Below are 12,148 nucleotides of genomic sequence, written 5' to 3' on the forward strand. Positions count from 1 at the left end.
AAACAACTTTGCAAAAAACGGATGGTTAGAACCGTGCTAATATCCCGCCCCGGACAGAGACAATCAACCCGCCAACACGCTGCTAAAATGAACGCATTCGATTCCCAGGCCGACTACCGCCGCAGCGATGCCTCTGCCGTTGTCAAACCAGAGGGGCGTCATGTCAATCTCGGCTGAAATCACTGCTTACTGGATGTGAACTTTAGCAGTAGCCAGTCGCCCAAGCGGGGAAAAGCATGTCCCAACGCGATTAGAATTCGCATGTGACCAGGCAGGATTATGTCGGGTTTTCGTTTCTGAGCACAACTCAGCACGGCGTTTGCGACCCGCTGGGGGGCGATTCCTTTTACTTTGGTGCCGCCACCCGGCTGACGGGCTTGTTCGGGCAAATCTTCGCTGAGGTTTTTTTGATAACGCTCGCCGGCGTCAGTTCGCTGGATGGGACCTGGGCTAACCAGTCCGACGTGGATTCCTTTGGGCCCAAGTTCCAAACGCATTTGCTGAGTCAGGCCTGCCAACGCGTGCTTGGCCGTGGAATAGCCACCGATGTAACGTGCTCCGACTTTGGATGCAAGCGAACCGATGTTGACGATTGCGCCGCCCGTTTTCTCCAGCAGTGGGATCGCCGACTGAGAGCAGAGCAGGGCAGTGGTAACATTATTTAGGATCAACTCCTCGAGCTTGGCGACATCCAATTGCTCAGTGAAGCCTCGATCGCTTTTGCCAACGCAATTGACCAGCACGTCTAACCGTCCGAATCGTGACTGGACGGCATTGACCATTCGATTCGTGTCGGCTGATGACGTGACGTCGGCGCGAATTGATGCAATGGCTTGCGATGAATTTGATCGTTCAGCTAGCCGATTGGTAGCGTCGTCGAGTCGTTCTTGATTGCGTCCGACGATTATCACCCGATAGCCTTTGCCGAGAAAAGTCTCGGCAATCACAAAGCCAAGTCCAGCTGAACCGCCAGTGATCAACGCAACAGGAGTAGCATCATCTGACATAGAGTGAGTACCAACGAGCGGTCGAAGCGGGGCAGTAAATGACAGGCAACAGAACGGTGCAAAAAAAGTTGCCGTGCAGGCGAATCGCGGGGGAGGGAAGTTCCGCGCCGCAGAATCTGAAGGGCAGGGGAGTCCGTCATCAAGCCGATCAATCATCTACAGGCAAGTTACACGAACTTCGCTAGAATGTCGCCCGCTTACCCGTTTGCTCCCAATACTCTTAGCAAAGAAGTGTTCTATGTCACGCCCATCGCTTGACGAAGCGCGAACCAAAATTGTAGCTACCGTCGGCCCAGCTTCCGATACGGTCGAAAAGTTGGTGGCGTTGATCGATGCCGGAGTCGATATTTTTCGCATCAATACGGCTCATGGTTCTCGCCAACAGCACGCTACGGTGTTGGGCAATATTCGCGAAGCGTCGAACCAGACGGGGTTTCATGTCGCAGTACTGCTTGATTTGGCGGGGCCGAAACTTCGGATGGGTCAGCTGTTGCAGGAACCGCTGGCTTGTGGAATGGGAGCAAAACTGACTTTCATCCGCGGCGACCAGCCCAAAGATCCTTACGAGATCACCAGCACTTACGCAAAACTAATCGACGAGCTTGAGGTCGACGATCGCATCATGCTGGCCGATGGCACGGTGTCGTTGGTTGCCGCAACAGTGACCGAGGATCGAGCGGTTTGTCGTGTCGTTGCCAGCGGCGAAATCCGTAGCCGCCAGGGAATTAACTTGCCCGGCGTCAAACTTTCTGTTTCGGCGATGCTGCCGCGTGATATCGACAACGCCATCTGGGCTGCCGAACAAGGAATCGATTTAATCAGTTTGTCGTTCGTGCGAAGTGCGGATGACATTTTGCAGCTCAGAGCTTTGTTGGCCAAACATCAGTCCAGCGCTCTGGTGATCGCCAAAATTGAAAAACCGGAAGCCTTGGAACAGCTTGATGCAATCGTCGATGCGACCGATGGCGTGATGGTGGCGAGAGGTGATTTGGGTGTCGAAATTGACGTGGCTGAAACACCGGTTGCGCAAAAACGAATCATCCGCGTTTGCCGTCGAAAAAACAAACCTGTCATTGTCGCGACTCAAATGTTGGAGTCGATGCATCACAGTTCGCGACCGACGCGGGCGGAGGCGAGTGATGTTGCCAATGCGATTCTGGATGGGACCGATGCGTGCATGCTGAGCGGCGAAACAGCGGTGGGTGACCATCCTGCGAAAGCTGTCGCGATGATGAACCGCATAATGCTCTGTACCGAAAAAGAGCTGCGTCACAGCATTGGGGATCGAAGCGTGACGGATCGAGTTCATCCGATCACGACCGCGGTGACGCATGCGGCAACCAATATTGCTGAATCAATCGGAGCAAAGTTGATTGTGATTGCGACGCGGAGTGGCAGCACAGCGTGGGTGAAAAGCAAGAGTCGAAGCCTTGTTCCGACGTTAGGTGTGAGCGAGTCGCCGGAGACTCTGCGACGCATGAATTTGCTTTGGGGAATCAAACCTATTCAAGCAACTCAGATGGCGGACACGCAGGAATTTATCGATGAGATCTGTCGATGGGGTCACGCAAATGCACAGCTTAACCCGGGCGACCAGGTTGTCTTTGTGACCGGAACTGGAGTGGTTAAGCAGGCGCACAATCTTCTGCTGGTCCACACGGTCCAGTAACCGAATGCAAAGAGAGCCCGATAGCAGTTGTCGAAAGGATCGATATTTCTTGCAGGGCTCGGAATTCACTGCAAGATCCTGCGTCTCCATCCAGCAACGCCCCGCTTAGCCGGCATGGTCGCTGATTGCATTGGACGGACTGACGTAGCACGTTCGATGCGGAACCATCAGCGGTTGGTGATGGTTTTGATGCAGCAGTTCACAGAATCGCTTCATGCCGTCCGTGTCGATTAGATCTCGTTCGGCGCTCGAAATTGGCAGGACCCACAGCAACTGGAGCGGCTGGTCGCTGATGGAAAGGCTTTGACTGATTTGAAAATCGGACGCGACGGCTGGAATCATAAACACGAAACTGTCCAACGCCGAATTCGCAAAGATGGCTTTGGCTGGATCGCCGTTAGCCATCGTCGCTCCGTACCAGAATCCTCGTTGCTCCTGTCGTGGGATTTGGGCAAGCCCCTGAAGCAAACGAATGTAGGCCGGGTTGGCTTCGCGAGCGTACATGATCAGTTCAGCACGTGGGGACCAACCGCCGTCGGGAACGTCCATCGGAATGTCGCTCATGCCGTTGGTGATCAGTGTGGTAAATGGCCGTTCGGCACTTCCAGGATGGATGCACACGTCGACCATGTTGCCGGCCGGTTGGTTGGCACCAGCGACTTGCCAGAGTTCGCCTAAGTGTTGGACCAAAGCGGCGCGACGCATTTGAGCAAAGCCTGGATCAGGACTTTCGACTTCGGGCACGCGTAACGATTCTATCTGTTGGAATGTCGGAACCGCTCCCGCGATTGGCAGGTCGTGAATGATTGGCAATGCGACGGCCGTCACTTCGCTGCGGCGTGGCGGTAAATCACTGAGACGGGGCAGCGGGCCGGCGATCGGAAGTTCCGCAAGGACCGGCAGTCGTCGCGAAACCACATCACAACGTCGCCATGGCAGGTCACCTAAACTGGGCAGTTGCCCCGCGACAGGAAGCTCCTGTATCACCGTCAAGACGACCTTTGTCACTTCGTTGCGGCGAAGTGGCAGATCGCTTAGCGTTGGCAAAGGGCCTGCCCATGGGACGTCGGCGACGACCGGCAGCTCAATCGAGATGACGTCGCAGCGTCGCGGTTGTAAGTCACTCAGGCGTGGAAGTTGCCCTGCGATCGGTAGCTCTTGGAGCACGGGCAGTCGCACGGGCAGCTGCACGACAGCGGTCGGTGGCGGGAAGTTGACCCCGCGTACTCGTTTGGCTTTGATCCAGCGGACCTTGTCTTTGCTGACGGCCACACAAGGCTGGATCCGACCATCGCGTGCCATTCGGTTGAGTCGATTGACACTGACTGGACCGAGGACACCGTTTTTGGTTTGAATGAACCACCGGTTGTTCCTGGGGCGTTTGCTACTCGAACGCTTGCTGTCAGTAGATTCATCGCGTTCTGATCGCGTCGCGATGTCAAAGTTCAACTCGGGGACTTTCTTGGCTTTGAACCAATGCTGTCCGTCGGAGCTAATTCCCGTGTTAGGCGTTAGCTTTCCATCACGCGCCAGGCGGTAGAGCGTTTTCGATGTGAAAGGGCCTCGGGAGCCGCTCGTTGATTTGATGTACCACTGGCGCGGCATGCCGATTGGAGCCAAAGAAGAGAAGGAGCGGGCAACACGAAAGAAATCCTGGAAGCATCCTGCCAGCCTTTTAGTTTAGTTGCCAACGCCACAATCAGGTTGGATTGAGAAGTGACTGCTGCAGATTCGTGGCCCGCCGGGCGCATTGCCGGAGCAATCGATTTGCGCGTCAGGATCGGAACTCAAGGATCGGTCGGACCGATCTCCGAAACGATGACCAGATTGACAGGGCCGATCAATTGAGGCGGCAGATGGGAAGCCGGTTCGATCTTGATTTGAATGAGGTTGTGATCATTCAAGTGAGAAGTGACGTCCCAGGTCGCCGGTGGATCGCTGCAAACGAGTTCCGTGTCGTTGATGCGAACCGAAATCAGTTGCCCCTGCCATGCTTGGACGTCGACTCGGACGATGTCACTTACTTGCAACGAACGCGGGCGATTGAATCTGCGTTCGTAAGTGGCAGCTTCGCAGCTGTCAGATTGGTTGACCTGCTCGATAGTCGGCTCGGGAACATCGATTCGCACAGAGTCGCTGGAGCTGGCAAGTTGCTTTTTCCAAGGCCGACGCAAGCGGATGACGTGTGACGCGGATGGATCGGGGCGATGTTTCATAAAAGAACCCGGTTGGCTCTGCAGCCAACCGGGTGATTTGAGTGAACTGTTGACATCGACAACTTGCCAGGGCAAGTCAATGTCTGCAAGTCGGGAGCCTAAGAAGCACTTTGGCTAAGGATCTGGTCGATTGCGTCACGGTAGTTAGCGAATTCCTGTGACAGGCTATCGGCAGCACTCTGACTGATTACTTCCAGTTCTGATTTGTCACCAAAGAACCGAACAGCTGATCCGTCTGCGGTGACATGGAATTGGTCACTTGAAAGTCGAACCGACAAAACGTCGCCGTCGTCTTCCAGAACGGTGAGTAACGCTGAGTCACGGTTCGCACTCAACGCGATTTCAGCGAACTGAATTCCGTCCATGCCGGAGCTGCCGGTGAACAAGACTTGGTTACCGGAAGAATCCAATTGGACCGATCCCACAGCAACCGATTCAGCAGGAATCGTTGTCTGTTCACCCGGAGCATAGTGGCTGGCCAGGATGTCGAACGATGAAATCGCACCTTGCAAAATGACGCTGCCAAGATCGGATGAAGGCACATTCGTCACGTCATCGGTCGCGGAAACCGAAAGTGAGCTGGTCGTCGAACCACTGACTCTTACGCTGCTGGGAAGATCGTACGAGATCGTGTACTCGCCAGGAGGCACGTCATTGATCGTGTAATCTCCCTGCAGGTTCGTCAGGGCCGTCTTGGAGATGCCCGATGAAATCGATGACAATGTCACAGGGATTCCAGCCAATCGATTGGCGACTGCACTGTTGCCTCCGCTTCCAACCGCGATGCGACCTTTCACGGTCTTTCCTGTTCCGTCGCCATCGTCGGCTCCGGTGATCGTGATGACCGCAGTCTGAGCGACGCTACCGCCGTTGCCATCACTGATCGTGTAAGTGTAAGTGATCGTCGCAGTGTCACCCGCGTCCAATCCGTCGCCGTAAGCATCTGGATTGACGTTCAGAGTGTTGCCACTGACTGTGATTCCTGCGGCACTGCCGTTGGCAAGTGTCAGGTTCTCAACGGTCAACGTGTCCCCGTCAGCATCGGTTGCACCCGAAAGCAGGTTAACCGTCCCGCTAGCTTGATCTTCGTTGAACGTTGCAGAGACATTTCCGTCGACGGTGGGAGCCGAGTTGACGGTTTGCGTTACACCATTGATTCTCACTGTGGCAGTCTGGCCGACCGATCCACCGTTGCCATCACTGATGGTATAGGCGTATGAGATGTCGACAAATTCGCCGTCGTTCAGCGACGCATAAGCCGCTGGGTTGATCGATAGGGTATTGCCGTTGTTGGTAGTCGCGTTGGATGTGTCACCGGTGATTGTCAGTCCCGATACTGTCAGTGTGTCTCCGTCAGCATCCGTGGCACCTTCGAGAAGGTTGACGGTTTGCGCGCCGGCTGTTTCCAGGAAGGAATCACTAAGCGCTCCGCTCACTGTTGGAGCGTTGTTGGTCGTGGTCGTGCCTTCGCCATTGATTGTAATCGTGGCAGTCTGGCTGACGCTTCCGCCGTTCCCGTCGATGATTTGATAAGTCACCATTGCTGTCGCGGTGTCGCCCGTGTTCAACGCCGCGTTGGCAGCGGTATCGAAGTTCAGCGTGCTCCCGCTAACTGTCACGCCCAGGGCTGTTCCGGAGACAGTTGCTCCGGTCACGCTCAGAACGTCACCCGTATCCGGGTCGGTGGCGCCACCAAGCAGATCAAACGAAGTCGCGTCGGATTCGTTGCGTGTCTGAGTCAAAGGCCCAGCGACCGTCGGTGCGTCGTTGACACCATTGAACGTTACTGTGACAGTTTGGCTGACGTTTCCGCCATTGCCGTCAGTCACCGTGTAAGTAGCAACGACAGGAGCGGTGGTTCCAGCGGCCAAAGAGTTGTAGGCACTTGGCGTGATGGCCAGATTGCTTCCAGCAAGCACGACGCCTGTCGCATCGCCGCTGGTCACGGTGTAACCCGCAACACTTAGCGTATCACCATCCGCGTCGGTCGCCCCTGCCAGCAAGTTGACCGTGTCATTGGCATCATCCTCGCTGAACGATGCAACGATCGGGCTGGTTGCCAAGACGGGGACGGTATTGGTTGTCCCATCGGTGATTCCAGTGACCGTGACGGTCACCGTGTTGGAAACGGAGCCGCCATTTCCATCGGAAATCGTGTAGCTGAAAGTGGAGGTTCTACTTTCGCCGTCGTTGAGTTCCCCGTTTGCTTGTGGGTTAACGTTCAACCGCGTGTTCGCTTCGTCGATCGTTACGCCAGCAACCGCCGTGCTGGTCGATGTGAGTGTGACGTTGCTAACCGTCAGCGTATCGCCGTCGGGATCATTAACGTTCGTACTTGGGATCAAGTCAACGATGCTAGCTGCACTGTCGTCTTCAGTGAAAGTGACGGAAATTGGCGTCGCTGTCGGTGCATTGTTAGCGTCGTCTTCGCCGTTGATGGTGACAGTGGCTGTTTGATTGACAGTGCCACCGCGTCCATCAGAAACTTGGAACGAGTAGACAATGACTTCCATGTCGCCACTGCCTAACGAAGCGTACGCAGATGGATTGATTACTAGGTTGTTGCCACTGATCGCGGTACCTGGAGGAGTAGCTGTACTCTTGGGGTCGCCCGAATCGACAACGGCATTGATGATTGTCAACGGATCGTTGTCAACATCATTCGCGCCGGCCAGAAGATCCAAGGTGATTTGGCCATCACTCTCCGTTGCCGTTCGCGTTAGCGCGGCGGCTACGGTCGGTGCTGTGTTCGCCGTCGTTGCGTTGGTGATAATCGAAACCGACGCATCTTCGCCCAAAACCACAAGCGATTCGTCCAGGCGTCCTGGCTCGCTAAAGACAAGCAGGTACTCGTCTTTTTCAGTATTTCGGTTTGGGATTTCGATTCCCACGTTCAGTGGATCCGCTGCAGTCACCGACGTATTCAAGAAAACCGGCAAGCTGAACGATTCCATCGGTTCGTTCGTTGGCAGCGGGCGACCAATTTTATCTGGCACGCTCAATGCAGCGCCCAATTGTGTCGCTCCAACTGCGATGTATCCGTCTTCATCGCTGAAGTCGCCCTCGGCATTGAAACCGTAAACATCTTGGCCGTTAAAGAATCGGTTGGAGAAATCGATGTTGAATGGAACCGCAGCCCCATTGATCGAGCCATCACTGTTGACTGGCGATGCAGTGAAAGTGGTCACATCGGAAGCGACACTCAGATTCGCAGCGACTGTGATGTTAGGAAGGTTGACGTTTCGGAACGCGGGATCAAGAAAGTCCGTGTACCGAATCTGGAATCGGAACGGTGCTGTATCGCTTGTTGGTTGAACAAACTTGACCTCAAAGTCCGACTGGTCATACCCAAACGCTTCGAGCGCTTCGATAACGGGACCGGTGATGCCACTGGCCATGTCAGCACGCGAAACCGTGTACGTCGTCGACTGACCTTCGATGCTAAATACGTAATCGCCCGTGACCGAGCTGTCGTCCAACGCACGGTCAAATGCCAGTTCCTGAAACTCTGTCATCGCAGGAGTCAGGATGCCGCCATCTTCGTCTTCGCCATCGGCAGCGCTGACAATGCCATCGCCATCGGTTGATTCATCAATCCCGTTAAGGTTATCGTCGACACCGGTTTGCAGATTCAAAAACTGGGTGAACACACCTGTGGCACTCAGACCACGCAAGTCGTTGTAGCCGATTTCCAATTGGAAGATCTCGTTGACGTCGACGCTGATGTTTCCGTTTGCGTCTTCGGGAAGCAAGTTGTCTTGCAGGTCACGCGCGGTCAAAACAAATTCGACGACCGGGTTCATCGCGTGCGGACCGTTTTCGTTGAGGTCATTGATGACCATCAACGCATCCGCAGGTGTCAGCACGTCATCGTTATTGATGTCAACTTTGAATTCGATGTTCGCAGCCTCTTCACCCAACGCTGCACCACCGAGGTCAGTCTTTTCGGCTAGCGCATTGAGGACGACCAAAATGTCGCTTGGTGTCACCCAACCGTCGACATTGGCATCGACTGCGGCTAATCCGTTGTGATGAGGATTGACGTCAGCCCGAAAATCGCTGGCCAGAAGGTCACCGGCTAGTAGTTCGCGTTTTTCGAGCGTTTCACTTCGCAGCCGACGCTGATTCGATGACTTTGGCTGAGGCCGTTGCCGCCGCTTGGGAGATCCAAACCACTGGGTAGGAAGAAGCTTATGGCGCAAATTTTTCATCTCGTGTCTCGGTAGATGAAGAGGTTGAACGGGTAGATGTTGGGGCGCCGTTGACGCACGGCATGCGGCCCGAATTCAATACGGGAGTCGAGGCATCTTAGTTATCGCTAGCGCGGAATGCCGCGAAATCCAGATTAGAGAGCCTATCTTATCTGGTTATCCTGTTTTATCAATGTTGCAGGGCATGTTTGTCAGTTCGTCGGCGCAGCGGGTTAGATCAGTTTTCAGCGTTTGGGTTCCAAGGAATTGCCCTCAAAAGCACTACTTAGTATCCCGGTATCAGCCAATTCAGCGGACAACTGGGGCGCTAATAGGTCGTTTCTCAAGTCATTTGCGGGCTTTTTGGTTCCGTCTGCTGATTGATCTGAATCGTCAGATTCCGAAAAAACAACTCCGTCAGTCTGACTATCGGTACTCCCACTGCTCGTACTTTCGTCGCGGGTCGTATTACCCGCAGAGTTGAACATTTGTGAGAAAACACCGTCTTTCAAGGCTGTTTCGTGCTGATCGGATAACGATTTGGCTGCTTGAGGCGAATTAAAAAAGTCTGAATCGGGACTTTCCCGCTTCGCCATGAAGGCATCAGTGGATGCTGGCTCGTTTGAAAAAGCTGATTCGCTGTCATCAATGAGCTCCGAAAGCCCGCCGCTGATACTGGCGTTCTCCGCCAAGTAATTGATCACTCGTAGCACATCGAGCGGCGAAATCATGCCATCGTTACTGACATCAATATTCAGCCCGGCCGTTTCGTGCTGGCCAAGCGTACGTGCCCCGTTTTCTGCGATGTCATTGATCACAGCAAGGATGTCGGCAGGCGTCACCCCATTCGCACCGTCGACATCAAACGCCAAGTCAACGTTATGTCGAGGACTGTCTCCTACGCTGGCAGCTACCGCCATGATGGGACCCGGTTGATCCGTGACCTGCACATTTACCGTGGACGCGTCGAATTGGTGAATCAGATTGTTCGCAGCAAGTTGCAACTGATAATCGCCAGCGGCAAGATTGGGAAACTGCCAGACGCCATCCGCATTCGTTGTAACGGTCGATGAGAATCCGAAATCCAAATCAACGATTGCGATTTTTGTGCGTGCGTGGCCAAGTACCTGAACGCGGGCAATTCGCCCCTGCGGGTCTTCGATCGAAATCGACTCCATCGCGTCGGCTGCAATCAGTTCACTGGTGGTTCGTGTTAGCAAATTCCCGGTGGAATCATAGGCTTCCAAACGCGCGTAACTACCCGAGTCCAAACCCACGACACTGACGTTGACTTCTCCTACGGTTTGGTCGAATGCAGCGGACAAGGCAACCGAATCACCCCAGCCATCCTCGAAGCGATCAAACGTAAAGTTGCGAGCCTGAAAGACTTTTATATCCGCGTTGTCGATCGCGTTGGATGCATAAACCTGTTCGTTATACTGCGCGCCGACTGCTGTCAGAGTCAGCCCAGGAACGGTCGCTGGAACTGCACCATCAAATGCCGTCGCCGTGATGCTTCCACCAAAAAGATTCGATCCATCAGCGGCTAGTAGGGTTGCTGTGGTTCCGGTCAGCAGTGCGTCGCTTGCTGACCGCTCGCCATCGTCATCGCTGTCGAGATAGACGTAGCCGCGGAGCGACCAATCGTTCAACGCCGGCTCAAGTGCGGTGCCAGAAACGATCGAGCTCTCAGTGATAATGGCCTCTTGCCCGGAATCCATCTCAAATGCATCAACGACTCGGAATTCAATGGTGTCAAAATCACTGGGCAATTCGATTGCCACATCGATGTCGACTTGCTGTTGGTCGTAGGTTTGCGCGGTTGCCCAATCACCGCCATCGAGCCGGTATTCCAGTCGATCAATCTGATTAAACGTGATATCGCTCTGGAAACTGCGGGAGTTCTGATTCAGTAGTGGAACGGCTGACGCAGAACCTGAGACGTGATACACCGAGTTTTCGGCGTCAAAGTAACCGGCGACATCCAGGTCTAGCGGCACATCGGCGAGGTCAAATACGCCGTCGCCATCGCTGTCTCGCCACCCAACGAATTCCAATGTCCGCAGGGACGTAATGCCCTGTTGAAATGCTTCCTCAGTGCGAGTGCCGCCTCGCATGATGCCAGGTTCTTGTTCCAAATTCGGATTGTCAAACGCATTGATGTTTTGCGAGTCGTAGTAGCCTGCGCGATCCGTGTAGGTGCCACCGCCTGGATACTCGTCACGCGCCCAAAAGATGTGTCCAATTTCGTGCGTGATGGTGGAGGTCGGCCGCGTGCTGGGTGTCACTACATACAGTCCGCCTGAATAAGCAAATGCGCCTGAGAACTCACCCGACCGGTCAAAAAATCCATCGCTGTCGTCCGAGGAATCAACCATGAAAATCGTAAACGCCCAATCGGTTTGATTCTCCGGCGCGTTACGTTGACGATCATTGAAACGAAGCATTCCATGGTTGACGGACGACGAATCACCCAGGTCTTGATCAATCAGAAAATCGCTGACGTAGCGTTGAAAAGTCTGGCTCGTGTTGGCGATGGGTTCATAGCTGGTTTCGACGGGATCACGTGCGTACGTATCATCAATGACGAATTCCAGCTTGTGCTTGTCGGTGATCGTGCCCAGCAAATTACTCCACCACTGAACACTCTCGCCAATTTTGGCAAGTGCTTCGTCAATCTCTTGCTCTGTCCAGCTCTGCGTGTGGTCTTCACCGCTTCCGTCGCTCTCAAAGAACACTGGCGTCACGGTGACGGAGCCGAGAAAGAATTCGCCCGTATCAAGATTGGTTGGTCCGAATGCATCGGCAGCTAGCAGCTGGCGAGTTTCCAACTTTTGAAACTGCGCAGATCGTCCATGTCGACTTGGACGGGATCGTCTCTGTTGGGAACGTTTGCGAAACATGAGCAGAAAAAGAGGGGCTCCGAGTAGAAATCGGGGGCACAAAACAGATCAGTCTCTGGGATGCCACTTCCCTATGGTTATCGGACCGAAACGACCCATACATCGGTTAGACGCTATTTAACCGGAAAAGTCTCGCTCAGCGTCACGATTTTAAGCAATCCAA

6 protein-coding genes are annotated in these 12,148 nt (G+C 54.3%); 1 reads left to right on the top strand and 5 read right to left on the bottom strand.

Going from position 1 to position 12,148, the window contains the following annotated elements; all coding sequences use genetic code 11:
* Positions 1–179: 179 nt before the first annotated feature.
* Complete coding sequence (locus K239x_RS03350) at positions 180–1,007, bottom strand: SDR family NAD(P)-dependent oxidoreductase (protein ID WP_419189622.1); 828 nt, start codon at positions 1,005–1,007, stop codon at positions 180–182.
* 238 nt (positions 1,008–1,245) lie between these two features.
* Here K239x_RS03350 and pyk point away from each other — a divergent pair, with 238 nt between their 5' ends.
* Complete coding sequence (pyk, locus tag K239x_RS03355; RefSeq protein ID WP_145416246.1) at positions 1,246–2,676, top strand: pyruvate kinase; 1,431 nt, start codon at positions 1,246–1,248, stop codon at positions 2,674–2,676.
* Positions 2,677–2,781: 105 nt separating this feature from the next.
* Here the strand turns inward: pyk and K239x_RS03360 are convergent, their stop codons facing one another.
* The 4 genes from K239x_RS03360 to K239x_RS03375 form a co-directional block, all read right to left on the bottom strand.
* Positions 2,782–4,281, bottom strand: a complete 1,500-nt coding sequence (locus K239x_RS03360; protein WP_145416247.1) for a suppressor of fused domain protein — start codon at positions 4,279–4,281, stop codon at positions 2,782–2,784.
* A 182-nt stretch (positions 4,282–4,463) separates the two neighbouring features.
* A complete protein-coding gene (locus K239x_RS03365) occupies positions 4,464–4,892 on the bottom strand; it encodes a hypothetical protein (protein WP_145416248.1) in 429 nt (142 codons plus the stop codon).
* A gap of 98 nt (positions 4,893–4,990) precedes the next feature.
* On the bottom strand, positions 4,991–9,103 hold the full coding sequence (locus K239x_RS03370) for a cadherin-like domain-containing protein (protein ID WP_145416249.1): 4,113 nt from the start codon (positions 9,101–9,103) through the stop codon (positions 4,991–4,993).
* 224 nt (positions 9,104–9,327) lie between these two features.
* Positions 9,328–11,913 (bottom strand): dockerin type I domain-containing protein, encoded by a 2,586-nt coding sequence (locus K239x_RS03375; protein ID WP_145416250.1) that lies wholly within the window; start codon positions 11,911–11,913, stop codon positions 9,328–9,330.
* Between the last annotated feature and the right edge of the window lie 235 nt (positions 11,914–12,148).

The organism is Stieleria marina (assembly GCA_007741555.1).
GTDB lineage: Bacteria > Planctomycetota > Planctomycetia > Pirellulales > Pirellulaceae > K23-9.

Bases quoted from the DNA above. Each gene is read 5' to 3' on its own strand.
- K239x_RS03350 (WP_419189622.1), bottom strand. From the start codon at position 1,007: ATGTCAGATGATGCTACTCCTGTTGCGTTGATCACTGGCGGTTCAGCT.
- pyk (WP_145416246.1), top strand. From the start codon at position 1,246: ATGTCACGCCCATCGCTTGACGAAGCGCGAACCAAAATTGTAGCTACC.
- K239x_RS03360 (WP_145416247.1), bottom strand. From the start codon at position 4,281: ATGCCGCGCCAGTGGTACATCAAATCAACGAGCGGCTCCCGAGGCCCT.
- K239x_RS03370 (WP_145416249.1), bottom strand. From the start codon at position 9,103: ATGAAAAATTTGCGCCATAAGCTTCTTCCTACCCAGTGGTTTGGATCT.
- K239x_RS03365 (WP_145416248.1), bottom strand. From the start codon at position 4,892: ATGAAACATCGCCCCGATCCATCCGCGTCACACGTCATCCGCTTGCGT.